Below are 26629 nucleotides of genomic sequence, written 5' to 3'. Positions count from 1 at the left end.
GGAGGGGCAGGCAGCCGGTGAGTGACATCCTCGGCCCCTCCCAGGTACGGGTCCCGGGCACGGCGACGACGAAGGACGACGCGATCCGCGAGGCCGGGCAGATCCTGGTCGACGCCGGCGCGGTGGCCCCGGCCTACGTGGACGCCATGTTCGAGCGGGAGCGGTCGGTGTCCACCTACATGGGCAACTACCTGGCCATCCCGCACGGCACCAACGAGTCCAAGGACACCATCACCCGGTCGGCCCTCTCGGTGGTGCGCTACGACTCGCCCATCGACTGGGACGGCAACGAGGTGCGCTTCGCCGTCGGTGTCGCCGGGGTCGAGGGCGGTCACCTGGAGATCCTCAACAAGATCGCCATCGTCTTCTCCGACGAGGACGAGGTGCAGAAGCTGATCGCCGCCGGCACCGCCGGGGAGGTGTACGCGCTCCTGCACGCGGTCAACGAGGACTGAGCCCGGCGATGCGACGACGAGGTGGGGACAGATGAAGGTCTTGCGTTTCTACGCACCCGAGGACGTCCGGATCGAGGACGCCCCGGAGCCCGAGTGCGGCCCGGACGAGGTGAAGCTGAGGGTCCGCAACTGCTCCACCTGCGGCACCGACGTGAAGATCTTCCACAACGGGCACCAGAACCTGAGCCCGCCGCGGATCATCGGTCACGAGGTCGCCGGCGAGGTGGTCGAGGTAGGTGCCGAGGTCAGCGGCTGGTCGGTCGGTGACCGCGCACAGGTGATCGCCGCGGTGCCCTGCGGCGAGTGCTACGAGTGCCGCAAGGGCTGGATGGCGGTCTGCGAGAACCAGACCTCGGTGGGCTACCAGTACGACGGCGGCTTCGCCGAGTACATGATCGTGCCCCGGCAGGTGCTCAAGGTCGACGGGCTCAACCGGATCCCGGACAACATCGGCTTCGACGAGGCCTCCGCGGCCGAGCCGTTCGCCTGCGCGATCAACGCCCAGGAGCTGGTCCACGTCGGGGAGGGCGACACCGTCGTCGTCTTCGGCGCCGGCCCGATCGGCTGCCTGCACATCCGGCTGGCACGGGCCAACGGGGCCAGCCGGGTGTTCCTCATCGACGTGCTCGCCGACCGGCTGGCGATGTCGGCGGACGCGGTGAAGCCCGACGAGGTCCTCAACGGCCGGGAGGTCGACGTCGTCGAGCGGGTCAAGGAGCTGACCGACGGCCGGGGCGCCGACGTCGTCATCACCGCGACGGCCGCCAACGTCGCGCAGGAGCAGGCGATCCGGATGGCGGCCCGACGCGGCCGCATCTCCTTCTTCGGCGGGCTGCCCAAGACCAACCCCTTCATCCAGTGCGACTCCAACCTGGTGCACTACCGCGAGCTGATGATCATGGGCGCCAACGGGTCGGCCCCCTCGCACAACAAGCGGGCCCTGGAGTACATCGCCAGCGGCGAGGTCCCGGTCAAGGACCTGATCACGGTGCACCTCCCGCTGGACCGGGTCCTGGAGGCCTTCGACATCGTCGCCAAGGGCGAGGCCATCAAGGTCACCGTCGAGCCCTGACCGCCGGCTCCCCGGCCGGGCGCACCCCCAGAGGGACCGCGCCCGGCCGTCGGCGTGCAGACGCCGTGTCCGCCACGGGGGCGCAGCTCCCCGTCGTGCGGTATGACGGCAGGGTGCGCCGCGACGACGCGGCGGGGAGGGAGCGGCATGAGGGTGGCGCTGTTCGCCACGTGTCTGGTGGACACGGTGGCGCCGCAGGTCGCGATGGCGACGGCCAGGCTGCTGGAGCGGCTGGGGCACGAGGTCGTCGTCCCGCCGGGGCAGGCCTGCTGCGGGCAGATGCACGTCAACACCGGCTACCGCCGCGAGGCGGTGCCGATCGTGGCCAACCACGTGCGCGCCTTCGCCGGCGCGGAGGTGGTCGTGTCGCCGTCCGGGTCGTGCGTGGCCTCGATCCACCACCAGCAGGCCATGGTGCTGCGGCGGGCCGGTGAGGAGGGGCTGGCCGCCGAGGCCGAGGCGCTGGCCGAGCGCACCCACGAGCTGTCGCAGTTCCTCGTCGACGTCCTCGGCGTGACCGACGTCGGCGCCTACTACCCGCACCGGGTGACCTACCACCCGACCTGCCACTCGCTGCGGCTGCTGCGGGTCGGCGACCGGCCGCTGCAGCTGCTGCGCGCGGTGCGCGGTCTGGACCTGGTCGAGCTGCCGGCCGCCGAGCAGTGCTGCGGCTTCGGCGGCACCTTCTCGATCAAGAACTCCGACACCTCGACGGCGATGCTGACCGACAAGATGGCCAACGTGCTGTCCACCCACGCGGAGGTGTGCACCGCCGGTGACGCCTCCTGCCTCATGCACATCGGCGGTGGGCTCTCGCGGCTGCGGTCCGGGACGCGCACCGTGCACCTGGCCGAGATCCTGGCCTCGACGGAGGACGCCGTGAGCCCGCAGCAGACGACTCGACCGGCGGTGTCGGCATGACCACCGCCCCCGAGCGCCCCGCCCCCACGCCGCTGGCCCCGGGCGCGCCCCGGTCCGGGACGACCTTCCTGGGCCTGCCCACCGCACCCCGCGGCGTCGGCCACCTGCGCGGTGACCGCTCCTTCCCGGACGCCGCCCGCGACGCGCTGCGCGACGGCCAGCTGCGCGCCAACCTCGGCCACGCGACCAGCACCATCCGCGCCAAGCGGGCCAAGGTCGTCGGCGAGGTGCCCGACTGGGAGGAGCTGCGCCAGGCCGGCAAGGCGCTCAAGCAGTCGACGATGGCGCGGCTGGACGAGCTGCTGGTGCAGCTCGAGGACCAGGTCACCGCCCGCGGCGGCACCGTGCACTGGGCGCGCGACGCCGACGAGGCCAACGCCATCGTCACCCGGCTGGTGCAGGCCACCGGCGCCGACGAGGTCGTCAAGGTCAAGTCGATGGCCACCCAGGAGATCGGCCTCAACGAGGCGCTCGAGGCCGCCGGCATCACCGCGCACGAGACGGACCTCGCCGAGCTGATCGTGCAGCTCGGGGACGACGCGCCCAGCCACATCCTGGTGCCGGCGATCCACAAGAACCGCGCCGAGATCCGCGAGATCTTCCTGCGCACCATGCCGCAGTTCCAGGGCCCGGACGCCGACCGCGACCTGCCCGACGAGCCGCGCCGCCTGGCCATGGCGGCCCGCACCCACCTGCGCGAGCGCTTCCTGCGCGCCCGGGTGGCGATCAGCGGCGCCAACTTCGCCGTCGCCGAGACCGGCACCCTTGCCGTCGTCGAGAGCGAGGGCAACGGCCGGATGTGCCTGACCCTGCCGCAGACGTTGATCACCGTCATGGGCATCGAGAAGCTGGTGCCGACCTGGCGGGACCTCGAGGTCTTCCTGCAGCTGTTGCCCCGCTCCTCCACCGGCGAGCGGATGAACCCCTACACCTCGACGTGGGCCGGCGTGACCCCCGGCGACGGCCCGCAGGAGTTCCACCTCGTGCTGCTCGACAACGGGCGGACGGCGGTGCTCGCCGACGAGGTGGGCCGCGAGGCGCTGCACTGCATCCGCTGCTCGGCCTGCCTCAACGTCTGCCCGGTGTACGAGCGCACCGGCGGGCACTCCTACGGCTCGGTGTACCCGGGCCCGATCGGCGCCGTCCTCTCCCCCCAGCTGACCGGGGTCGAGGACAACGCGTCGCTGCCGTACGCCTCGTCGCTGTGCGGCGCCTGCTACGACGCCTGCCCGGTGGCCATCGACATCCCCTCGATCCTGGTGCACCTGCGCGCCGAGCACGTCGAGGCCCAGGAGCGGACCACGCCGGAGGCGGTCGCCTTCCGGGCCCTGTCGAAGGCGATGTCGCACCCGCGGCTGTGGCGGCTGACCCAGCGGGCCGCCGGCCTCGGTCGCCTGCTCGCCCGCGGGAAGCCGACGCTGCCGCCGGTGCTACCACCACCGGTCTCGGGCTGGACCCGCAGCCGCGACCTGCCCACCCCGCCGCGGGAGACCTTCACGCAGGCCTGGGCGCGGGAGCACGGACGATGAGCGCGCGCGAGGAGGTGCTCAGCCGGATCCGCACCGCGCTCGGCGAGCGCCGGCCCGACGTGGTGGTCCCCCGCGACTACCGCACGGCCGACGAGCGCCCGGCCGAGCAGCTGCGCGAGGTCCTGGTCGACAGGCTGGAGGACTACAAGGCCTCGGTGCTGCACTGCGGCCCGGACGAGGTGGGGGCCACGGTCGCCGCCGCCCTCGACACCGGGCTGGGTGCGGGTTGGGACCCCGCGTCGGTCGTCGTGGCCCCCGGGGTGCCGGCCGGGTGGCGGCCGGAGGGCGCCACCGAGGACGACGCCCGGCCCGCCGTCGAGCTCGCCGCGTTCGCCGCGACGCTGACCGGGGTGGCCGTGGCGATCGCCGAGACCGGCACGCTGGTCCTCGACGGCTCCCCGCTGTCGGGACGGCGGGCGGTCTCGCTGTTGCCCGACTGCCTGGTGTGCGTCGTCGAGGCCGGGCAGGTCGTCGGCAGCGTCCCCGAGGCACTCCCCCGGTTGGACCCGAACGCACCGCTGACGATGATCAGCGGCCCGTCGGCGACCAGCGACATCGAGCTGCAGCGGGTCGAGGGCGTCCACGGCCCGCGCACGCTCGTCGTGGTCCTCGTCAGCTGACGGGTCCGGAGAGCGTCGCGGCGATGCTCATCGCCACTCTCGCGCGGTTCCTGCAGCGTGCGCGCTGGTGCAGCAGCGCGATCGCGCGTGGAACAGCGCCAGAGTGGCCGCCGTCCACAGGCCCGGTCGCCGCCGCCCGTGACCTGGTGCCGCCGAGAGGCGGCCGGCCGGCCGGCTGACGGAGCCGGCCGGCCGCCGCCGCTCAGGACAGGACGACGAGCAGGTCACCGCCCTCCACCTGCTGGACACCGCCGATGGCCAGCCGCTTGACCGTGCCGGCGACCGGCGCGGTGATCGCGGCCTCCATCTTCATCGCCTCGATCGTGGCGATCGCCTGCCCGGCCTCCACGGTGTCGCCCTCCCCCACCTGCAGGGTGACCACGCCCGCGAACGGCGCGGCGACCTGGCCGGGGTCGCTGCGGTCGGCCTTCTCGGCGGCCTTGACCGCGGCGTCGACGGAGCGGTCGCGCACCGACACCGGTCGCAGCTGGCCGTTGAGCGAGCACATCACGGTGCGCATGCCGCGCTCGTCGGGGTCGCCGATCGCCTCGATGCCCATGAGCAGGGTGACGCCGGGCTCGAGGTCGACGGCGCGCTCGTCGCCGGGCCGCAGGCCGTACAGGAACTCCTTGGTGGGCAGCACGGAGACGTCGCCGTACTGCTCGTCGTGGGCCTGGAACTCGCGGGTGGGCGCCGGGAAGAGCAGCCGGTTGAGGGTCTCCCGGGGCGTCTCGGCCAGGCCGCGCTCGTCCTCGGCCGAGAGCTCGGCCGGCGGCTCGGCGGGACGGCGGCCCTCCAGCGCCCGGCTGCGGAACGGCTCGGGCCAGCCGCCGGGCGGGTCCCCCAGCTCGCCGCGCAGGAAGCCGATGACCGAGTCCGGCAGGTCGTACTTCCCGGGCTCGGCGGCGAAGTCCTCGACCTTGACTCCGGAGCCGACCAGCTGCAGCGCCAGGTCGCCGACCACCTTGGACGACGGCGTGACCTTGACCAGCCGGCCCAGCAGCCGGTCGGCGGCGGCGTAGGCGTCCTCGACCTCCTCGAAGCGCTGCCCGAGGCCCAGGGCGATGGCCTGCTGGCGCAGGTTCGACAGCTGCCCCCCGGGGATCTCGTGCGTGTACACCCGTCCGGTCGGCGCCGGGAGCCCCGACTCGAACGGCGCGTACACCCGGCGCACCGCCTCCCAGTAGGGCTCGAGGTCGTTGACCGCGGCCAGGTCCAGGCCGGTGGCCCGCTCGGTGGCGTCGGTCGCGGCGACGATCGCCGACAGCGGCGGCTGGCTCGTCGTCCCGGCCATGGAGGCCACCGCGCCGTCCACCGCGTCGACCCCGGCCTGCCAGGCGGCCAGCAGGGTGGCGAGCTGGCCGCCGGCGGTGTCGTGGGTGTGCAGGTGGACCGGCAGGTCGAAGCGCTCCCGCAGCGCGCTCACCAGCCGGGCGGCGGCCGGTGGCCGGAGCAGGCCGGCCATGTCCTTGATCGCCAGGACGTGCGCGCCGGCGTCGACGATCTGCTCGGCCAGCCGCAGGTAGTAGTCCAGCGTGTAGAGCGTCTCGCCGGGGTCGGAGAGGTCGCCGGTGTAGCAGAGCGCCACCTCGGCGACCGCCGTCCCGGTCCCCCGGACCGCGTCGATGGCCGGGCGCATCTGCGACACGTCGTTGAGCGCGTCGAACACGCGGAAGACGTCGATCCCGGTGGCGGCGGCCTCGCGGACGAAGGTGTCGGTGACCGCCTCGGGGTAGGGCGTGTAGCCGACGGTGTTGCGGCCGCGCAGCAGCATCTGCAGGCAGAGGTTCGGGACCGCCTCGCGCAGTACGGCCAGCCGGTCCCACGGGTCCTCGTGCAGGAACCGCAGCGCGACGTCGTAGGTGGCCCCGCCCCAGGCCTCCAGGCTGAACAGCTGCGGGACGGTGCGGGCCACGTGCCCGGCGACGGCGAGCAAGTCCTTGGTGCGCACCCGGGTGGCCAGCAGCGACTGGTGCGCGTCGCGGAAGGTGGTGTCGGTGACCGCGAGCGCGGTCTGCGCGCGCAGCTCGGCGGCGAAGGCCTCCGGGCCGGCGGCGAGCAGCCGCTGCCGGGAGCCGTCCGGCGGCGGGCTGGCCAGGTCGACGGCGGGCAGCTTCCCCACGGGGTCGACCAGGTGCGGGCGCTCCCCGTGCGGCTGGTTCACCGTGACGTCGGCCAGGTAGGTGAGCAGCCGGGTGCCGCGGTCGGCGGAGCTGCGCGCGGTGAGCAGGTGCGGCCGCTCGTCGATGAACGACGTCGTCACCCGCCCGGCGGCGAAGTCCGGGTCGTCCAGCAGCGCGGCCAGGAAGGGGATGTTGGTGGCCACCCCCCGGATGCGGAACTCCGCGACCGCCCGCCGCGCCCGGGCCACCGCGAGGTCGAAGGTCCGTCCCCGGCAGGTCAGCTTCACCAGCATCGAGTCGAAGTGCGCCTCGACCTGCCCGCCGAGGGACGCCCCGCCGTCCAGGCGGATGCCGGCCCCGCCCGGGGATCGGTAGGTGGTGATCCGGCCGGTGTCCGGGCGGAAGCCGTTGGCCGGGTCCTCGGTGGTGATCCGGCACTGCAGCGCCGCACCCCGCAGCACGATGGTGTCCTGCGACAGGCCCAGGTCGGCGAGGGTCTCCCCCGAGGCGATCCGCAGCTGGCTCTGCACCAGGTCGACGTCGGTGACCTCCTCGGTGACCGTGTGCTCGACCTGGATCCGCGGGTTCATCTCGATGAAGACGTGCCGGCCCTGCCGGTCGAGGAGGAACTCGACGGTGCCGGCGTTGACGTAGCCGATCGCCCGGGCGAAGGCGACCGCGTCGGCGCAGATCCGCTCGCGCAGCGCGGGGTCCAGGTTCGGGGCCGGCGCCAGCTCGACGACCTTCTGGTGCCGGCGCTGCACCGAGCAGTCCCGCTCGAACAGGTGCACCACGTCCCCGGCGCCGTCGGCGACGATCTGCACCTCGATGTGCCGCGGGTCGACCACGGCCTGCTCGACGAACACCGTGGCGTCCCCGAAGGCCGCCTCGGCCTCCCGCATCGCCGCCTGCACCGCCGCGGTCAGCTCGGCCGGGTCCTCCACCCTTCGCATCCCGCGCCCGCCGCCGCCGGCGACCGCCTTGACGAACACCGGGAACGGCATGCCCTCCACCGCCGCCAGCACCGCGTCCAGGTCGGCGCTGGGCTCGGTCGAGGCGAGCACCGGCAGGCCGGCGTCCCGGGCCGCGGCGATCGCCCGCGCCTTGTTGCCGGTCAGCTCCAGCACGGACGCCGGCGGGCCCACGAAGGTGATCCCGGCCTGCGCGCAGGCCTCGGCCAGCTCCGGGTTCTCCGACAGGAAGCCGTAGCCGGGGTACACCGCGTCGGCCCCGGCCCGCTGCGCGGCCCGCACGATCTCGTCGACCGAGAGGTAGGCCCGGACCGGGTGCCCCTCCTCGCCGATCTGGTAGCTCTCGTCGGCCTTGAGCCGGTGCACCGAGTTGCGGTCCTCCCAGGGGAAGACCGCCACCGTCTCGGCACCCAGCTCGTACGCCGCGCGGAACGCCCGCACCGCGATCTCGCCTCGGTTTGCGACCAGCACCTTGGTGAACACAGCGCACTCCTCCGGGGTCGGGACGGCCCGCTGAGCCTCCCAGACCCCTGGTGGGGTGCGGCACCCCCCTGCAGGAAGGGAAGGGACGAGACGGGCGACGGGTCCCCAGCGGCGCCGGCGGGGCGGCTCGGTGGGGCAGTCTGCACCTCGACGCCGGGGCGCCCGGTGCGGAGCGACCCACCCGGGGTGGGCAGCGTCACGCAGGATGGGGTCATGGTTCGGGACGGGGGCGGCACGTGGTGGTGCGCAGGACGGTCCGCTGGGCCGCGACCCACGGGGCGATGCGGCTGGCGATCCGGGCCCGCGCCCGGGCGGGGAACCCGGACGCCGAGGTGCTCTCCGACCCGGTCGTCCGCGAGGACCCCTACGGCCACTACGAACGGCTGCGCACCGCGGCACCGTTCGCCGGCGGCGCGTTCGCGCGGGTCAGCGTCCACCACGACGTGTGCACCGACGTCCTGCGCAGCGACGACTTCGGGCAGATCGGCGGCTCCCGCACCGACGGCGTGCCACCGCTGCTGCAGGCGGCGCTGCGGTTGGCCGGCCCGCGGCCGAGCGTGGGCCCCATCGACGCGCCGTCGATGCTCGCCGTCGACCCACCCGAGCACACCCGCTACCGCCGGCTGGTCACCCGGGCCTTCAGCGCCCGCGCCGTCGCCCGGCTGCGCGACCGCACCGAGGCGATCGCCGGCGAGCTGCTCGACGACGTCGAGCGCGAGGCCGCCGCGCACGCCGGCCGGGTCGACCTGGTCGCGCGCTACGCGAGCCTGCTGCCGGTCACGGTGATCTCCGAGGTGCTCGGCGTCCCGGTGGCGATGCGCGAGCAGTTCCTGGCCTGGGGCGACGGCGCCGCCCCGAGCCTGGACATGGGGGTGGACCTGCGCACCCACCGCCGCGTCGAGCGGAACCTCGGCGAGCTCGACGCCTGGTTCCGCGGGCACCTGCGGCAGCTGCGCCGTTCCCCCGGCGACGACCTGCTCTCCACGCTGGTGACCACGCCCGACGACGACGGCAGCGGGCTCACCGAGCACGAGCTGCTGGCCACGGCCGCCCTCGTCTTCGGCGCCGGCTTCGAGACGACGGTCAACCTGGTCGCCAACGGCGCCGCGCTGCTGTTCGCCCACCCCGACCAGCGGCGGCTGCTGGCCGAGAACCCGTCGCTGTGGCCGAACGCCGTGGACGAGGTCCTCCGCGTCGAGTCCCCGGTGCAGCGGACCGGACGGCGGGCCACGCGCGACACCACGGTGCACGGGGTGCCGATCGCCGAGGGCGAGCTGGTGCTGTGCCTGCTCGCCGCGGCCAACCGCGACCCGCGGGTGTTCCCCGACCCGCACGCCTTCGACGTGACGCGCGGCAACGCCCGTGACCACGTCGCCTTCTCCAGCGGCATCCACTACTGCCTCGGCGCCGCGCTGGCCCGGATGGAGGGCGAGGTGGCGCTGCGGGCGCTGTTCGAGCGCTTCCCCGACCTCGCCGCCGCGGGCCCCGGCCGCCGTCGCCGCACGATCGTCCTGCGCGGCTACGAGTCGCTTCCCGTCCTGGTCCCGTCTCCGGCCCGGACCGGCTGAGCAGCGGGGTGTGACGAAGCGGACCGACCGATCTGGTCTGTCGACCGACCGAAGTGGTCGGGAGACACGTACCGTCCTCCCCGTGGTACGACCGTTCCGGCAGCAGGTCGACGAGGGCATCCTCGACCGGGCTGCCGCTCTCTTCGCCCGGCGCGGCTTCGCCAAGACCTCGGTGCAGGACGTCGCGGACGCCGTCGGCCTGTCCAAGACCGGGCTGCTGCACCACTACCCGAGCAAGGACGCCCTGCACGAGGCGGTGCTGGCCCAGGCGGGCACGCTGGGGCAGCGGGTGCTCGACCAGGTGGGCGACCTGCCCCCCGGTCCGGTACGCGACCGGCGCGCGCTCGAGGTCCTCGTCGACGTGGCGCTGGCCCACCCCGGGCTGGTCGCGCTGCTCCTCGCGCCGGTGACCGACAGCGACGCCGAGCCGGACCCGGCCGTGACCCACCTGGTGCTGCACGTGTTCGGCGTCGACCCCGACGCCATGGAGGCCCCGCGCTCGGTCCGGGTGGTGGGCGCGCTCGCCGCGCTGGCCGTCCTGACCCTGGCGGCGCACGCCCACGACCGGACCACCGCGTGGCGGCAGCACATCGTCGCCACTTGCTTCGACGCGCTGGGCCACCGCCGTCCGGACGCCGCTTCTCCCCATCCCGACCAGGTGGAGGCCTGATCCCCCATGGCACTTCTGTTGTCCCGGCTCGGTGCCTTCTCGCACCGGCACCGCGGAGCCGTCGTCCTCGTGTGGCTCGTGCTGCTCGTCGGCGGCGGCGCGGGGGCGGTCACGCTGGCCGGCGAGACGTCGGACAGCTTCGCGATCCCCGGCCAGGAGTCGACCACCGCGCTGGAGCGGATCAGCGAGGAGTTCGGCGCGGCAGGCGGCGCCACCGCGCAGGTCGTGGTCGTGGCCCCGGACGGTCAGTCGCTGACCACGCCCGCGAGCGCCGCGACCCTGGGCGCGCTGGTCGCCGAGCTGGGGCAGTTGCCCGGCGTCGTCTCGGCCAGCAACCCGCTGGACCCGGCCGCCCCGTCGGTCAACCCCGAGCTGACCACCGGCTACAGCACCGTGACGTATGCCGCGCCGGTCGGCGAGGTCACCCCCGAGCAGCAGGACGCACTCATCGCCGCGGTGGAGGACGCCGGGGACGGCGCGCTCACCGTCGAGGTCACCGGCCAGGCCATCCAGGCGCCGCCGCACGTCGGCGGGCCCGCCGAGGTGATCGGCGTGGTCGTCGCGCTCGTCGTGCTCGCGGTCACCTACGGCTCGCTGGTCGTCGCCGGCATGAACCTGCTGACCGCGGTCGTCGGCGTCGGGATCGGCGTCCTCGGCATCACGATCGCGACCGGCTTCACCGACCTGTCGTCGACCACCCCGATCCTGGCCGCGATGCTCGGTCTGGCCGTGGGCATCGACTACGCGCTGTTCATCGTCAGCCGGTTCCGCCAGGAGCTGCGCTCGGGCGCCGACGTCGGCACCGCGGTCGCCACGGCCGTCGGGACCGCCGGCTCCGCGGTCGTCACCGCCGGGCTCACCGTCGTCATCGCGCTGACCGGGCTGTTCGTCGCCGGCATTCCGTTCCTCACCCAGATGGGCCTGGCCGCAGCCGGCACCATCGTCGTCGCGGTCCTCGTCGCGTTGACCCTCGTCCCCGCCGCGCTGGGCTTCCTCGGCGTGCGGGCGCTGCCCACGAGGCAGCGGGGCCGGGCGCACACCCACCACGCGGCCAGCGCGGGCTTCCTGGCCGGCTGGGTCGCCACGGTGACCCGCCACCGTCTGGTCGCCCTGCTGCTGACGGTCGTCGCGCTGGGCGCCGTCGCCGTCCCGTTCTTCTCCATGCAGACCACGCTGGTGCAGACCCCGCCGGAGGACAGCACGCAGGCCCGGGCCGAGCAGCTGCTGGCCGACGGCTTCGGTGAGGGCGCGGGCGGCCCGCTCACCGTGCTGTTCGAGGGCGACGGCGCGGTGCCGGCCGCGACGGCGGCCGCCGGCGAGATCCCCGGCCTGGACGACGTCGCGCTCGTGACCCCGCCAGTGCCCAGCGCCGACGGCACGGCCGCGCTGGTCAGCGTCATCCCGCAGTCGGGCCCGACCGACCCGGCCACCGAGCAGCTCGTCGCCGACCTCCGGGACCTGCTGGCCGACGTCGACGGCGCGCAGGCCTCGGTCACCGGCGCCACGGCGGTCAGCGTGGACGTCGCCGCGAGCCTGGACGCCGCGCTGCCGGTCTACCTGGCCCTGGTCGTGGGCCTGGCCCTGGTGCTGCTCGTGCTGGTCTTCCGCTCGCTGCTGGTGCCGCTGGTCGGCGTCCTGGGCTTCGTGCTCACCGTCGGGGCCGCGCTCGGCGCCACCGTCGCGGTGTTCCAGTGGGGCTGGCTGGCCGACCTGGTCAACCTCGAGGGCACCGGCCCGCTGATCAGCCTCACGCCGATCCTGGTCATCGGCATCCTGTTCGGGCTGGCGATGGACTACCAGATCTTCCTGGTGTCCCGGATGCACGAGGCGCACAGCCACGGCGCCGCGCCGCTGGAGGCCGTCCGCACCGGCTTCCGCCAGGCCGCCCCGGTCGTCGTCGCGGCCGCCCTGATCATGTTCTCGGTGTTCGCGGGCTTCGTGCCCTCCGGCGACGCGACCATCAAGTCGATCGCCTTCGCGCTGGCCGCCGGCATCGCCTTCGACGCCTTCGTCGTCCGGATGGTGCTCGTCCCCGCGGCCCTGGCCCTGCTCGGCGACAAGGCGTGGTGGCTGCCGCGCTGGCTGCGCTGGCTGCCCACCCTCGACGTCGAGGGCGCCGCGCTGGAGCGGCCGGCCGCCCGACCGCGGGCCGAGCAGCCCCTGGTGGTCGGCGCCGGCGAGCGCTGACCCTCCGACCGAAGGCGCGGCCCGCCTCCCCCAGGGGAGGTGGGCCGCGCGGTTCGTCGGGCTCCGGCCGGGCGGTCACGACGCTCCCCGGACGTGCCGCTCCGCGATGTCCCGCACCTTCTGCACACGAGCCACGTACTTCGGCACGTCGGCGAGGAAGTCCGTCGCCATCCATGCCCGCACCGTCTCGACCGCGAGCGCCGACCCGATGACCTTCGCGCCCAGGCAGAGGACGTTCGTGTCGGAGTGGGACCGGGCCAGCGTCGCGCAGAACGGGTCCTGACAGACCGCCGCATACACGCCGGGGACCTTGTTCGCGATCAGCGCGCTGCCGTAGCCGACCCCGTCGACGAAGACCCCTCGGTCCGCACGCCCCTCGCCGACGGCCAGCGCGGCGGGGTACACGAAGTCCGGGAGGTCGCACGCCGCGCTGTCGTGCGTGCCGAAGTCACGGACGTCGTGCTCGGCGAGGAGCTGCGCGATCTCCCCCTTGAGGTCGAAGCCCGCATGGTCACTCGCCAGTGCGATCCGCATCCCAGCTCCCCCACCGCCGTAGGCCGGCGACCAGGATCCCGCAGCGAGCGCACCAGTGGGGCACGGACGCACGTGGACCCGGGTCGGCGTCGACGACGGCCTCCGTGCCCGACCCCCGTACGACGGCGCGGCCCGCCTCCCCTGCAGGGGAGGCGGGCCGCGCTGCTAGTCGGACCGGGTCGGGGTCACTCGTCGAAGACCAACGACGGGGTGTCGACCCGCAGGGTCTGGCCGCGGAAGAACTCCGGGTGCCGCGCCCGCCAGACGAGCATGAGCACGACCCCGAGGAGCAGCAGCCCGATCCCGACCACGAAGACGCTGCCGACGCCGAACACCGAGGAGCCGCTGCCGTAGGCCGGGTCGAGGGTGTCGACGGCCGTCTGCACGAAGACCGCGGTCAGCATCAGCGCGCCCAGCAGCGGCAGGACGCCCTTGAACACCAGGTCGCGGGCGCTGCGCCGCAGCTCGTGCCGGAAGTACCAGACGCAGGCGTAGGCGGTCAGGCCGTAGTAGAAGCAGATCATCAGGCCCAGCGCGTAGATCGTGTCGATGAGCACGTTCTCGCTGATGATCGTCATGCCCACGTAGAACACCGCCGTGGCGGCCCCGGCGACCAGGGTGGCGGTCGACGGCGCCCGGAAGCGCGGGTGCACCTCGGCCAGCCGCTGGGGCAGGGCCCCGTAGGTGCCCATCGCCAGCATGGTCCGGGTGGTCGGCAGGAAGGTGGTCTGCAGCGACGACGCCGAGCTGGCGACGACGGCCAGGAAGAGCAGGAACGCCAGGCCTGGGCCCATGACCGGGCCGGCCAGCGCGGCGAAGACGTTGTCCCCGGTGTCGGGGTTGCCCAGGCCGGTGCCCTCGGTCCCGATGCCGGCGTACATCTGCACGACGATCGCCACGCCGACGTAGGTCACGATGATGACCAGCATGGTCAGCAGGGCGGCCCGGCCCGGGGTGCGGGCGCTGCCGGCGGTCTCCTCGTTGACCGTCAGGCAGGTGTCCCAGCCCCAGTAGATGAACAGCGACAGGGACAGCCCGGCGGTGAAGGCGCTGAAGCTCGTGATGGCCATCGGGTCCAGCCAGGAGGCGTCGAACGGGATGGCGCCCGGCGCGGAGCCGGATTTGACCAGCGCCAGGACGGCGAACACCGCGAGCACGACCATCTGGAAGCCGACCAGCACGTACTGCACGCGCTTGGTGGCCTCCACACCCCGGTAGGTGATCCAGGTGGCGACGGCGACGAACGCCACGCAGGTGAGGGCGTTGACGACCGTGTCGTCGCCGAGCGTCGCCACCGACTCCGACCCGGTGATCTCGCCGAGCAGCAGGTAGAAGAAGGACACCGCCACGCCGGCGAGGTTGGACAGCACGATCACCGTGGCCAGCAGCGCGCCCCAGCCGCACAGCCAGCCGACGTAGGGGTTGAACGCCTTCGTCGTCCAGGTGAACGACGTCCCGCAGTCCGGCGCCACCCGGTTGAGCTCCCGGTAGGCGTAGGCGACGAGCAGCATCGGCAGGAAGCCGGCCAGGAAGATCGCCGGCATCTGCAGGCCGACCTCGGTCACCGTGGGGCCGAGGGTGGCCGTCAGCGCGTACACCGGCGCGATGCTCGAGACGCCGAGCACCACGCTGGCCAGCAGGCCCACCGAGTTGCCCGCCAACCCCTTGGCCCGCAGATCGGCCTGTTGCCCGGTCCCCCGGTCCTGTTTCACCGCCATGCGGCCCTCCTCTCGTCGCACCGCACGAAGCGGCCTGTCCTCAGCCGGCGGGTGTGCCGCGCCTCACAGCCGACAGCCAGCCAGGCCACCGGACGGGGAGCAAGACGCCATCGTGTACACCCGGCTCGGGCCCCATCGACACTCCGGCGCAGCCGTCGTGCACGGATCCGAGCGCCAGCAGCATGCAGCACGACTGTTTCGCGTGCGTGTCAGCACGGCGTTCACCCATTCCGTCGAGTGAACCCGTACGAGGAGCTTCCGGCTCAGATCAGGCCGACGGGCAGCCGGCTCCGCATCCCGGCGAGCAGCGCCTCCAGGCCCAGCTCGAACGCCGCGTCGGCCCGCGCCCGCCCCTGCGGTGCCGCCCGCAGCGCGGCGTCCAGGGCCGGGGTGTCGCCACCGGAGGCGCGCCACACCTCGTCGGGGGCGGCGAGGTCGAGCGCGGCGCCCAGCGCGTAGCTGTCCAGGACGCTGACCCAGAGCATGACCTGCTCCTCGGGGAAGCCGGCGGTCCCGAGCAGGCCGGCCACGCGGTCGTACCCGACCAGGACCGAGCCGGCGGTCATCGTCTGCTCGCTGAGCAGCGGGATGAGGTTGGGGTGCTCGGCGAGCGCCCGGCGGTAGGAGCGCATCCAGGAAACGACCTGGTCCCCCCAGTCCGACCGGTCCAGCGGCGGGATCTCGAGGTGTGCGACCAGCCGCTCGCGCAGCAGCTCGACGATCTCCGGCCGGCCGCTCACGTGGTGGTAGATCGACGACGCGCTGGTCCCGAGCCGCGTGGCCAGGTCCGCCATCGTCAGCCGGCCCCGCTCGTCGATGCAGGCCAGTGCCGCGTCGAGGATCGCCTCGACGTCCAGCAGCCGTCTCCGTCGCTGCGTCACGCACCCCTCCTCCACGCCGTCCTGCTCACCGACCCCTCTTGACATCGGTGAGGCCGGCCACCATCTTAACCGAACGCCATTCGGTTAAGCACCCCCGGCCCTGGAAGGACCGCCGTGCCCGCCTCCTCCCCTCCCCCCGTCGCCGTCCCGCCCGACGGCGGCGGCCACCTCAAGCGCGGTGTCCTGGGCACCGGCAGCCTCGTGTTCATGGTGGTCGCCGCGGCCGCCCCGCTGACCGTCATGGCCGGCGTGGCCCCGCTCGCCATCCTGGTCGGCGGCATCGGCGCCCCCGTCGCCTACCTGACCTCCGGCGTCGTGCTCACCGTCTTCGCGGTCGCCTTCACCCGCATGACCCGGTACGTGGGCAGCGCCGGCGCCTTCTACGCCTACATCGCGAAGGGGCTGGGTCCGACGTGGGGCCTCGCTGCCGCGCTCCTCGCGCTGGTGTCCTACAACGCGCTGATGATCGGGGTGTACGGCCTGTTCGCCGTGCAGGCGCAGGCCACCCTGGCCGACGTCTTCGGCGTCGACGTCCCCTGGCCGGTGATCGCCCTCGTGGCCGTCGGCCTGGTCCTGCTCGTCGGCTGGCTGGGCATCGACGTGGGCGCCAAGGTGCTCGGCGTCCTGCTCGTCCTGGAGACCGGCATCCTGCTGCTGATGGCCGTCGGCGTCCTGGTGGACGGTGGCGCGTCCGGGCTGGACGCGGCCTCCTTCACGGCCGACGCGGTGTTCAGCCCCGGCATGGCCGGCGTGCTGGCCTTCAGCTTCGCGGCGTTCATGGGCTTCGAGTCCACGGTGCTGTACCGCAAGGAGGCCCGGGACCCCGAGCGCACCGTCCCGCGGGCCACCTATCTCGCGGTCGGCTTCATGGCGGTCTTCTACTGCTTCGTCGTCTGGTCGGTGGTGCAGGCGTTCGGCAGCGAGCAGGCGGTGGCCGCCGCCGAGGGCGACCTCGCCGGCATGTTCTTCACCGTCATCGAGACGTACGTGGGGCCGTGGGCCAGCACGCTCATGCACCTGCTCGTCGTCAGCAGCGTCTACGCCTCGCAGATCGCCTTCCACAACGCGATCAACCGCTACGCGTTCGCGCTCTCCCGGGACGGCGTGCTGCCGCGCTGGGTGGGGACGGTGCACCCGCGGTTCGGGTCGCCGTACCGGGCGGGCCTCCTGCAGACGGCCCTCGCCGTCGTCGTCATCGGGGTGTTCGCCGCGGCCGGGGCCGACCCCTACGAGCAGCTGCTGCTCTGGGTGAACACGCCGGGGGTCGTCGGCGTCCTCGTCCTGCAGACGATGACGGCCGCCGCCACGGTGGCGTACTTCCACCGCCGCAACCGCGCCGCCGCCACCCCCGGCGCCGTCGGCGCCGGCGTCGCGTCCGGCGTCCTGCTGGCCGTGGCCACCTACGTCCTGGTCGACAACATCGAGCTGCTCACCGCCGCGTCGACGACGGTCAACGTCCTGCTGGTCGGCATCGTGCCGCTGACGCTCGCCGTCGGGACGGCGGCCGCGCTGTGGCTGCGCGCCCGCCGCCCGGAGCGCTACGCGGGGATCGGTGAGGGGGCGGACGTCGACGCCGCCCCCACCCCGGACCTGCTCGCCACCACCCACGACCGTTGAGACGGAGCCGCACCCGTGGACGCCGACCTGGTCCTCACGACCGACACCGTGCACACGCTGACCGGCGGGGGGCCGCCGGTCGAGGCGGTCGCGATCGCCGGCGGCCTCGTGGTCGCCACCGGGACCCGCCGCGACGTCGCCGACTGGCGCGGCGCCCGGACCGAGGTCGTCGACCTCGGCGCGGCCACGCTGACGCCGGGCCTCACCGACGGCCACCTGCACCCGGTGATGGGCCTGCAGCTGACCGCGGACGTCGACCTCTCCGGAGCCCGGACGCTCGAGGAGGCGCAGGACCTGCTCGCCGCCGCGGCGGCCGGCCGGGAGCCGGACGCGTGGGTCCAGGCGTGGGGACTGGACCCCAACCTCTTCGCGGGCACCCCCGTCACCAACGCCCCGCTGGAGGCGGCCCTGGGCGGGCGGCCGGCGTTCGTCCGGCTCTTCGACGCGCACTCCGCGCTCGCGACCGACCGGGCGCTGCAGATCAGCGGGGTGGACGGCCCCCGGTCGTTCGCCCAGCGGGCCGTCGTCGTCTGCGACGACGCCGGACACCCGACCGGCCTGCTGCTCGAGGCGGCCGCCATGGACCTGGTGCAGGACCACGTCCCGCTCGACCCGGTCCCGGTGCGGGCGCGGCAGCTGCTCGACCTCCTCGCGGCCATGGCGGCCACCGGGCTGACCGGCGGTCACGTCATGGACCTCCTCGGGGACAGCCGGGCCGTGGTGGCGGCGGCCGAGGAGGCCCAGGACCTGCCGCTGCGGCTGCGCTTCGCGCCGTGGTGCGTGCCCGGCGTGGACGCCGACGGGCTGGCCGAGCTGGTGCACCTGCAAGGGCAGCGCGGTCGCAGGTGGGCCGTCGGCGGGGTCAAGTTCATGATCGACGGGACGGTCGACAACGGGACGGCCTGGCTCGAGCAGCCCGACGCGCTGGGCGAGTCGACCGAGAGCTTCTGGCCGGACCCGGCCGAGTACGCCCGGGCGGTGCGCGCGCTGGCCGCGGCGGGGGTGCCGACGGCCACGCACGCGATCGGCGACGCCGGCGTCCGCCACGCGCTGGGTGCCCTGGCCGGGCTGGACCGCCCGGCGGCCGGGCCGCACCGCATCGAGCACATCGAGACGCTGCCGAGCGCACTCATCGGGGCCTTCGTACGGCAGGGAGTCGTGGCGAGCATGCAGCCGACCCACTGCACCCACTTCACCCGGGCCGACCACACCGACAACTGGTCCGCCCGGCTCGGCCCGGAGCGCGCCGGCCGCGCCTGGCGCTGCCGGGACCTGCGCGACGCGGGCGTGCCGCTGGTGCTGGGGTCGGACTGGCCCGTGGCGCCCTTCGACCCCCGGCGGGTCCTCGCCGATGCGCAGCTGCGCCGTCCGGCGGGCGAGCCGGACGTCCCCCCGGTGCAGCCGCACCAGGGGCTGACCCCGCTGATGGCCCTGCAGGGGTACACCACGCAGGCCGCCTGGGCGGCCGGCGAGGACGGGTGCGCGGGACGCATCACCCCGGGCATGCGCGCCGACCTCACGGCCCTCGCCGTCGACCCGTTGCAGGCGCCACCCGACGAGCTGGCCGACGCCCCCGCCGTCCTCACCACCGTCGGTGGCAGCATCGTCCACCGGTGCGGATCGGTTGGCGGCTGAGGAGCCGACCGGGACCTCCGGGAGGCTTGGCGGCACTGGATCCGTCGTATAGCCTCTCTCAAAGCACGGATTCCGTCGCCTTGGGGCGTGCGTACTGCGTCCCCTCTCCCACCGCACGACCGATCGGACCTCGACCCCATGACCCGCTACGGCGCCCAGTTCGGGCCTGACATCACCTACCTCGGCGTCGACCGCTGCGACCTGTCCGACCCGGCGTCGTTCGCCGGCGCCGACGTCGTCGTCCTGGGCGCGCCGTTCGACGGCGGCACCTCGCACCGCCCGGGCACCCGGTTCGGGCCGCAGGCCATCCGGATGACCGACTACCTGGCCCACGACGGGTCGCGGCCGAGCCTGGCGCTGCGCACCGACGGGCTGCGCGACCTGCGCGTGCTCGACGCCGGGGACGTCGAGATGTACTCCGGCGACATCGAGACGGCGCTGGGCGCGCTGGAGGCGGCCGTCGAGACGGTGGCCCGCTCCGGCGCCATCCCCGTCGTGCTGGGCGGCGACCACTCCATCGCCTTCGCCGACGCCAAGGGCGTGGCCAACGTGCTCGGCCACGGGCGCGTCTCGATGATCCACTTCGACGCGCACGCCGACACCGGCGACATCGAGTTCGGCTCGCTGTGGGGCCACGGGCAGCCGATGCGCCGGCTCATCGAGTCCGGCGCGCTGCGCGGCGACCGGTTCCTGCAGGTCGGGCTGCGCGGCTACTGGCCGCCGCCGGAGACGCTGGACTGGATGGCGGCGCAGCGAATGCGCTCCTACGAGATGACCGAGATCGGCCACCGGGGGCTGGACGCCTGCCTCACCGAGGCGTCGGCCACCGCCACCGACGAGTGCGACGGCGTCTTCCTGTCGGTCGACATCGACGTCTGCGACCCCGGGCACGCCCCCGGCACCGGGACGCCGGAGCCGGGTGGGCTGACCGCCCGCCAGCTGCTGGACGCCGTCCGCCGGCTGTGCCTGGAGCTGCCCGTGGTGGGCGTCGACGTCGTCGAGGTCAGCCCGCCCTACGACCACGCCGACATCACCGCGGCGCTGGCCAACCGGGTCGTCCTCGAGGCGCTCTCGGCCATCGCCCGCCGTCGTCGCGACGCCCGTGACGGCACCCGCTGGGACCCGTCGGTCCCGCTGCTCGCGAACCGCCCCGACACCCAGGAGGACCCGTCATGACCGAGCTCGCGACGTCCTGCCACGCCACCGGCACGGCCGACGGCCGGGCCGCTGCCGGCACGCCGCACCCGCTCGACCCGCTGACCGCCGACGAGTTCCGCGCCGCCGCGGCGATCGTGCGTCGCGACCGCGTTGTCGACGAGCGGTGGCGGTTCGCCTCCATCGAGCTGCGCGAGCCGGCCAAGGACGTCGTCCGCGCGTTCTCCCCCGGCGACCCGATCCGCCGCGAGGCCCGGGTGACCGCCTGGAGCCGTGACCAGGGGACGCCGTACAAGGCGGTCGTCTCGCTCACCGACGACGCCGTCGTCTCCTGGGATGCGGTGCCCGGCGAGCAGGCCAACATGACCCTCGACGAGTGGCACGAGGCGCACGAGGTGCTCATCCAGCACCCGGACGTGATCGAGGCGCTCGCCCGGCGCGGCATCACCGACCTCGACCTGGTGCTCATCGACACCTGGGCCTACGGCCACTCGCTGATCCCCCAGGGCCTGCAGGACCGCCGGGTCGGCTGGACCGACGTCTGGCGCCGCTCGGTCCCGAACGGCAACCCCTACGCCAACCCGGTCATGGGCCTGCACTTCGTCGTCGACCTCAACACGATGGAGCTGCTGCAGATCGAGGACACCCCGCCGCCGGCGCAGCCCGCCGTCATGGGCGAGTACGTGCCCTCCCTCGTGCCGGGCCTCGAGCAGCGCGCCGACGTCCGGCCGCTGCAGATCACCCAGCCCGAGGGCGTCTCGTTCGAACTCGACGGGCACGAGCTGCGCTGGCAGAAGTGGTCGATGCGGCTGGGCTTCAACCACCGCGAGGGCCTGGTGATCCACCGGGTCTCCTACGACGGTCGCCCGATCGCGCACCGGATGTCGTTCGCCGAGATGGTCGTGCCCTACCGCGACCCCAGCCCCGACCACCACCGGCGCACCGCCTTCGACATCGGCGAGTGGGGCTTGGGCTTCATGACGACGTCGCTGAAGCTGGGTTGCGACTGCCTCGGCGACATCACCTACGTCGACGCCGTCCTGCACGACACCCGCGGCGAGCCGTACACGATCGAGAACGCCATCTGCCTGCACGAGGAGGACGACGGCGTGCTGTGGAAGCACGTCGACGAGCAGGCCGGCGCCGAGGTGCGCCGCTCACGGCGGATGGTCGTCTCGTTCCACGCGACCGTGGCCAACTACGAGTACCTGACCTACTGGCGCTTCTACCAGGACGGCACGATCCAGTGCGAGGTCCGCGCCACCGGGATCATGGTGACCAGCGCCTACCACCAGACCCCGCCCGCCTACGGCACCGTGGTCGACGAGCGCACCTACGCGCCCATCCACCAGCACTTCGTCGTCGCCCGGCTCGACATGGAGGTCGACGGCCCGGAGAACACCCTCGTCGTCACCGAGAGCGAGGCGCTCCCGGTGTCGGAGGACAACCCGTACGGCCTCGCCGTCGTCACCCGCAGCCGCGCGGTGGAGACCGAGTCCGAGGGGCGGCTGGACGTCGACTTCGCCACCCAGCGGTCGTTCAAGGTGGTCAACCGGGCCAAGCCCAACCGCCTCGGGACGGCGCCCGGCTACAAGCTCTACCCGAACGCCGCGATCCCGGCGCTGGCCGACCCGAGCGCGCCGTTCCGGCAGCGGGCACAGGTCATCGACCACCCGGTGTGGGTGAGCCGGTTCGACGAGGAGGAGCGCTGGCCCTCCGGTGAGTTCTGCAACCAGAGCCGCCGGGACGCCGGGCTGCCCGAGTGGACGAAGGCCGACCGGCCGGTCGCCGACACCGACCTGGTGCTGTGGCACGTCTTCGGCATCCACCACGTCCCGCGGCCCGAGGACTGGCCGGTCATGCCCGTCGACGTGGTGTCCTTCGAGCTCAAGCCGGTCGGCTTCTTCGACCGCAACCCCGCGCTCGACGTGCCGCCGGCCCCGGGTCATTGCCACTGAACGCGGCCGCCCTCCAGCCGCTCGGTGCGGCGGCCCTGCCGCGACTCCTCGCGCGCAGCGCGGCGGGCGCCGCGGCAGGGTGCGCCGCGGTGCACGGACTCGGTCTGCTCGCCGCGCCGCAGCTCGGCAGCGCTCTGCTGTCGGCGGCCTGCCTGCTGTGCGCGGTGCACCTGTGGCGCCGGCCGGGCCGGGCGGCGTGGGCGCTGCACGTCGTCCTGACGACCGCGATGCTCGCCGCCCACCCGCCGGTCCTCGGCGCGCACGTGCACACCACCGCGACCGGCGCAGCCGCTTGGGGCGGGCCAGTTGCGGGCCTGCTGGCGGTCGTCGCGCTGCTGCTCGCCGCGGTGCGCGGGTGCGGCGCACTGCGTGGCGGCGTCCCCGGCTGACCATCGGCAGGTGGGCCGGGAGCCTCGTGACGGCACGGGCATCCCTCGAGCGGGTGCTCGTTGTCGCAGCCGGCCCGCGGTGGGAGGCTCTGCCGGGAGCGGCCGGGCGCCGTTGGGGTGCACGAGGGTGAGCGTGCGGTGCGGATCTTCCTGAGCTACCGCCGCGGTGATGTGGGCGGGTACGCCGGACGGCTGGCCGATGCGCTGCACGCGCGCATGGGGCCGAGGAGCGTGTTCCAGGACGTGCTCGACATCGCCCCGGGTCAGGACTACACGGCGGTGATCGACCGCGCCCTCGACGACAGCGACGCGCTGTTGGCCGTCATCGGGCCGGGCTGGCTCACCGCGTCGACCCCGCAGGGGTCGCCCCGGCTGTTCGCCGCCGACGACTACGTGCGCCTGGAGATAGCCAGGGCGCTGGACCGTGATGTGCGCGTCGTCCCCGTGCTCGTCGGCGGGGCCACCCTGCCGGCGGGTGCCGACTTGCCCGAGGCGCTGCAGCGACTGGCCCAGCGGCAGGCGGTGGTGCTGCACGACGAGACCTGGCACCAGGACGTCGATGGTCTGATGCGGTCGCTGCGCGGGAAGGCGTCGTCGCCGACCCAGCGACGCCGCGGCGGACCGGTCGCGCTCGCGGTCGCGGCTCCGCTGGCCGCGCTGGGTGCCGGGGCATGGTGGCTGTGGGGTCCCACTGACGAGGGCGGGAGCGGCCAGGAGGCGGGAGCGGAGATCGCGTCGTGCCCGCCACTGACCGGGGATGGCTGGACCGCGATCCAACTGAGCGCGGACCCCATTGGGGGAGAAGAGGTCGAGGGCGGTGAACTGATCTTCTCCGTCGAGGCCGCCAGCTGGCGCCCACAGGGATCGGCGTGGCAGGTGACCCTCGCGACGACCATGGAGGCCGCTCTGCCGTCGGGCGCATATCACGGCGACTGGCGTTACGACTCGCTCGTCGTCGCCCAGCGGCCGTTCGCGGTCACGTGCTTCTCGCCTTCGCCCGAGTTCGTGGACGCCGAGACGGTGGGCGACGCGCTCATCGGCTTCGACGTCGCCTGCGAGCCGGTCGGGTACATCCAGCTCCGGCTCGAGAACGACGCGGACCGGATCGACGTCACGCCACCCACCCTCGAACCGGGAGAGTGCTGAGTCGGGTGAGCGCGATGGGCAGCTCGCGGTGACGCCGAGTCCGTCCGGCGACCTGATTGGTCGGCCGCAGCGACGGCCCCGTGGCGAGGCGTCGCTCAGGCGGCCGGTCGGGCCGGACATTCATGCCGGTCATCGACGCGGAGGCCACGTGAAGGACGAGGCCGTGTCCGCCCAGCAGCGTTCGCGAGCGACTTCAGGAGGTACTGCGGTCGGCGGACAATCCGCTGCATGCCCGCCGTCGGGAGCCCCGGCAGGACCCACGGGTACGTCGCCCCACGCCGGCCTCGTCGGCCGCGTGCAGTGGTGGCCGCCGTGACGCTCCTCGTCGGCCAGGGCCTGCTCGACGTCCTCTCGAGCGGCATGTACGCCGGCGTCGCGGGGCTTGCACGACACCTCGACACGGCGGGGCTGGTCGCGTCCCTCCTCACCCTGGCCCTCGGGCCGGTCGCGCTGTGGCGCCGTACCCCCTACCTCCGGCGAGCCCTGCTGGCGGCGTTCGGCGCCCAGCTGGGCGTGGCCGCCCTCTGGACGGTCGCGTGGGTCCTGCCCTTCGGCGACGGGTGGGTGGAGAGCGCGGCCACGGCCGGTGCCGGCCTCCTCTTCTTCGCCGTGGCGCCGACCGCCGGGCTGCTCCTGACCACGGGCGAGCCGGCCCGGCGCTGGTTCTCCCCGACGGGCCCAGATGCGGGGCCGGACGGCATCGCGGGAGTTCCCGCGCTCCACCCGGCCGACGTCCCCCCACCGCGCCCGGCGGTGGCCGCCTGCGTCCTCGCCGGCTCGCTGGCCGGACTGTCGGTGGCGGGCGGCTTCTTCACCGCCATGGCGACCATGAGCTTCGCCGCGCTGGACGACCAGCTGTACGAGCAGAGTGGCGTCGTCGCGCTGTGGGAGCTCGCCAGCGCCGTGCCGCTGGTCATCGGCGCGGTGCTGCTGTTCCACGGCCTCGACCGCCGCGTCCTCATCGGGGCCGCCGCCGTGGTCGTCGGCATCTCCGGGTGGTGGGTCTGGGTCGGCGCCTTCGGAGGCCTCGTCTCGGGGATGCTGTTCTTCGTCCTCGCTCTCCTCTTCGCCGGGCCCGCAGTCACCGCGGCGGTGCTGGCCCTCCAGCCGTCCGTCGGCCGCTTCCTGGACGCCCGCCGGGGCACGTTCCCACCGGGATGACGCCGAGCCCACCGCACGGAGTGTCGACATCCGGCGGCCTCGGTCCGCTGAGCGCCGCAGGGTCTGATCAAACCGGACATCCCCCGCCAGCCCCATCGAGGACACCGGGAGCCGAGTGGCCGGTAGGGCGCTACTGCCACCGTTCGTCCGGTCGACCACCGCCCCACCGATTGGTTCGGCCTCGGGCGGGCGGCGACAGTTCTGGACGATCGGAGTCGCCCGTTCGCGAGCCACCCGCGTCGTGGTGATCGGGCCGCATGGGGCGGATCTCGGCTGGCGCGGGACCCGCCAGAACTGTCGTATCTCGTACGTATGTTCGGGTCATGACGTCAGCCGGTGCCCTGTGCACGCCGATCGAGGCGGCGCTGGTCGGGCGGCTGCTCGACCGTCCACCAACCACCGCCCGGCTGCCGGTCGGTGCGCTGACCCGGGACCAGAAGGCCGCCGAACTGCAGCGGGTGCAGGCCCGCAAGGCCATGGACGCCGCCTACGAGGCCGAGCTGGTGCTGGGGCTGGCCGACGACACCCCCGACACCCTCGACCCGCCATCGGACCAGCCCGGTGCGACGCGGGGGTCGTGGGCGCCGGAGCCCGAGCTGCCCGGGGTGTCGCAGTTCTTCACCGCCGAGCTGGCCGTGGTGCTCAACTGCGGCCGCCGCACCGCCGCGAACCTGGCCCACCGCGCCTGGACCTACCGGGAAGACCTGCCGGCCACCTGGGCGGCCATGGCCGACGGCGTCCTGGATGAGCCGCGCGCCAAGGTGCTGGTCGACGTGCTCGGCCTGACCTCTCCGGCGGTCGCCCGGGCGGTCGAAGCCATCGTGCTGCTGGAGGCGACTCATCTGTCGACCGGGCGGCTGCGGGCCCGGGCGCTGGCGCTGCTGCTCGAGCTCGGCGCCGAGGCGGTCGACCAGCGGCGGGAGGCGGCGCAGCGGTCCGCCGACGTTCGCTCCTGCGCCTCACCCCTGGAGGGCATGTCGACCCTGGCCGCGGACCTGCCCACCCCGGTGTCGGCGGAGTGCTACTCGGTGGTCGACCAGCTCGCCGCGATGCTCAAGAGCGACGGTGATCCCCGGCCGATCGGCGAGCTGAGGGCCGCGGCGCTGGCCGACCTGATCCGCCGGCCCTGGGACACCGGCCAGCCCGCGGTCACCGCCCAGCTGACCATCACCGCCGCGTTGGACGCGCTGGCCGGCCGGAGCGACCAGCCCGGTGAGATGAACGGGCAGCCGATCACCGCCGCGCACCTGCGCGAGCTGCTCACCCAGCTCGGCACGCTGGAGCTGCAGGCCCCCGAGGGCGGCACGGTGACCCTGGCGCTCACCGACGCCGACGGCGCGCTGCGGGCCACGGTCACCCCCGACCGGCTGGCGCGGCTGGCCCGCCGCGGCTGCCCCGCCCATCCCGACGCCGCCTGCGGCTGCCCGGCGCTCGACCGGCCGCCGGCGACCGACGCCTACACCCCCACCGCGACCCAGCGCGCCTTCGTCACCACCCGCGACCGGGCCTGCCGGTTCCCCCACTGCGGGCAGCGGGTCGGCTGGGCCGACCGCGACCACGTCGTCCCGCACGCGCACGGCGGGGCGACCGACTGCGCCAACCTGTGCTGCCTGTGCCGCTCCCACCACCGGCTCAAGACGCTGGCCCGCGGCTGGCGGTTCGTCATGGACGACGACGGCACCCTGCACGTCACCACCCCCTGCGGCGTCACCCGCTCCACCCGGCCACCCGGACTGCGACCACCGCCACCTGACCCACCGGCCGAGGGCCATGCACGGTCGTCACCACCGCCGGCAGGCGATCCGCCACCCTTCTGATCGACCGCGGTACCGCACA

At 74.0% G+C, this 26629-nt stretch carries 20 protein-coding genes; 16 read left to right on the top strand and 4 right to left on the bottom strand.

Annotated elements, in window-relative coordinates:
• Positions 1-17: 17 nt before the first annotated feature.
• From BLW63_RS27430 to BLW63_RS18295, 5 genes are all read left to right on the top strand, one after another.
• Positions 18-455: a PTS mannitol transporter subunit IIA gene (locus tag BLW63_RS27430; RefSeq protein ID WP_211517170.1), complete on the top strand. Its 438-nt coding sequence runs from the start codon at positions 18-20 to the stop codon at positions 453-455.
• 31 nt (positions 456-486) lie between these two features.
• The gene (locus BLW63_RS18310; RefSeq protein ID WP_091159416.1) at positions 487-1527 is read left to right on the top strand and encodes a zinc-dependent dehydrogenase; all 1041 of its coding nucleotides are present in this window, start codon (positions 487-489) and stop codon (positions 1525-1527) included.
• 147 nt (positions 1528-1674) lie between these two features.
• Positions 1675-2448 carry a (Fe-S)-binding protein gene (locus BLW63_RS18305; RefSeq protein WP_091159413.1) on the top strand — a complete coding sequence of 258 codons (774 nt, stop codon included), beginning with the start codon at positions 1675-1677 and terminating at the stop codon, positions 2446-2448.
• On the top strand, positions 2445-3977 hold the full coding sequence (locus BLW63_RS18300; RefSeq protein ID WP_211517169.1) for a LutB/LldF family L-lactate oxidation iron-sulfur protein: 1533 nt from the start codon (positions 2445-2447) through the stop codon (positions 3975-3977). The genes BLW63_RS18305 and BLW63_RS18300 overlap by 4 nt, the downstream gene beginning before the upstream one ends.
• Positions 3974-4597, top strand: coding sequence for a LutC/YkgG family protein (locus tag BLW63_RS18295; protein ID WP_091159410.1), 624 nt, complete (start codon positions 3974-3976; stop codon positions 4595-4597). The genes BLW63_RS18300 and BLW63_RS18295 overlap by 4 nt, the downstream gene beginning before the upstream one ends.
• 202 nt (positions 4598-4799) lie before the next feature.
• Here the strand turns inward: BLW63_RS18295 and BLW63_RS18290 are convergent, their stop codons facing one another.
• A complete protein-coding gene (locus tag BLW63_RS18290; protein WP_091159408.1) occupies positions 4800-8174 on the bottom strand; it encodes a pyruvate carboxylase in 3375 nt (1124 codons plus the stop codon).
• A gap of 236 nt (positions 8175-8410) precedes the next feature.
• Here BLW63_RS18290 and BLW63_RS18285 point away from each other — a divergent pair, with 236 nt between their 5' ends.
• From BLW63_RS18285 to BLW63_RS18275, 3 genes are all read left to right on the top strand, one after another.
• Positions 8411-9742 (top strand): cytochrome P450, encoded by a 1332-nt coding sequence (locus BLW63_RS18285; RefSeq protein WP_244522655.1) that lies wholly within the window; start codon positions 8411-8413, stop codon positions 9740-9742.
• A gap of 82 nt (positions 9743-9824) precedes the next feature.
• Positions 9825-10412, top strand: a complete 588-nt coding sequence (locus BLW63_RS18280) for a TetR/AcrR family transcriptional regulator (RefSeq protein WP_091159405.1) — start codon at positions 9825-9827, stop codon at positions 10410-10412.
• A 6-nt stretch (positions 10413-10418) separates the two neighbouring features.
• Positions 10419-12599 carry an MMPL family transporter gene (locus tag BLW63_RS18275; protein WP_091159403.1) on the top strand — a complete coding sequence of 727 codons (2181 nt, stop codon included), beginning with the start codon at positions 10419-10421 and terminating at the stop codon, positions 12597-12599.
• A gap of 75 nt (positions 12600-12674) precedes the next feature.
• On the opposite strand, the gene BLW63_RS18270 is transcribed toward BLW63_RS18275, so the two are convergent.
• The 3 genes from BLW63_RS18270 to BLW63_RS18260 all read right to left on the bottom strand — a co-directional run bounded on the left by BLW63_RS18270 (position 12675) and on the right by BLW63_RS18260 (position 15732).
• On the bottom strand, positions 12675-13133 hold the full coding sequence (locus BLW63_RS18270; protein WP_091159400.1) for an RpiB/LacA/LacB family sugar-phosphate isomerase: 459 nt from the start codon (positions 13131-13133) through the stop codon (positions 12675-12677).
• Positions 13134-13318: 185 nt separating this feature from the next.
• A complete protein-coding gene (locus BLW63_RS18265) occupies positions 13319-14851 on the bottom strand; it encodes an APC family permease (protein ID WP_091159398.1) in 1533 nt (510 codons plus the stop codon).
• A 263-nt stretch (positions 14852-15114) separates the two neighbouring features.
• Entirely contained in the window at positions 15115-15732 is a 618-nt protein-coding gene (locus BLW63_RS18260) for a TetR/AcrR family transcriptional regulator (RefSeq protein ID WP_211517168.1), read from the bottom strand.
• Between the two features lie 114 nt (positions 15733-15846).
• On the opposite strand from BLW63_RS18260, the gene BLW63_RS18255 reads away from it, so the two are divergent.
• The 8 genes from BLW63_RS18255 to BLW63_RS18220 all read left to right on the top strand — a co-directional run bounded on the left by BLW63_RS18255 (position 15847) and on the right by BLW63_RS18220 (position 26610).
• The gene (locus BLW63_RS18255; protein WP_211517167.1) at positions 15847-17349 is read left to right on the top strand and encodes an APC family permease; all 1503 of its coding nucleotides are present in this window, start codon (positions 15847-15849) and stop codon (positions 17347-17349) included.
• Between the two features lie 15 nt (positions 17350-17364).
• Positions 17365-18984: an amidohydrolase gene (locus BLW63_RS18250; protein WP_091159393.1), complete on the top strand. Its 1620-nt coding sequence runs from the start codon at positions 17365-17367 to the stop codon at positions 18982-18984.
• Between the two features lie 138 nt (positions 18985-19122).
• Positions 19123-20160 carry an agmatinase gene (speB, locus tag BLW63_RS18245; protein ID WP_091159391.1) on the top strand — a complete coding sequence of 346 codons (1038 nt, stop codon included), beginning with the start codon at positions 19123-19125 and terminating at the stop codon, positions 20158-20160.
• Positions 20157-22097: a primary-amine oxidase gene (locus tag BLW63_RS18240; RefSeq protein WP_091159389.1), complete on the top strand. Its 1941-nt coding sequence runs from the start codon at positions 20157-20159 to the stop codon at positions 22095-22097. The genes speB and BLW63_RS18240 overlap by 4 nt, the downstream gene beginning before the upstream one ends.
• Positions 22098-22186: 89 nt before the next feature.
• Positions 22187-22486, top strand: coding sequence for a hypothetical protein (locus BLW63_RS18235; RefSeq protein ID WP_139263661.1), 300 nt, complete (start codon positions 22187-22189; stop codon positions 22484-22486).
• A gap of 138 nt (positions 22487-22624) precedes the next feature.
• Positions 22625-23632 carry a toll/interleukin-1 receptor domain-containing protein gene (locus BLW63_RS18230; RefSeq protein WP_170856844.1) on the top strand — a complete coding sequence of 336 codons (1008 nt, stop codon included), beginning with the start codon at positions 22625-22627 and terminating at the stop codon, positions 23630-23632.
• A 312-nt stretch (positions 23633-23944) separates the two neighbouring features.
• Positions 23945-24793 (top strand): hypothetical protein, encoded by an 849-nt coding sequence (locus tag BLW63_RS18225; protein ID WP_139263659.1) that lies wholly within the window; start codon positions 23945-23947, stop codon positions 24791-24793.
• Positions 24794-25116: 323 nt separating this feature from the next.
• Positions 25117-26610, top strand: coding sequence for an HNH endonuclease signature motif containing protein (locus BLW63_RS18220; RefSeq protein WP_091159378.1), 1494 nt, complete (start codon positions 25117-25119; stop codon positions 26608-26610).
• Positions 26611-26629: the final 19 nt, after the last annotated feature.

The organism is Geodermatophilus africanus (assembly GCF_900107105.1).
Classification (GTDB): domain Bacteria; phylum Actinomycetota; class Actinomycetes; order Mycobacteriales; family Geodermatophilaceae; genus Geodermatophilus; species Geodermatophilus africanus.
This window is presented reverse-complemented; position numbering and strand designations above follow the sequence as displayed.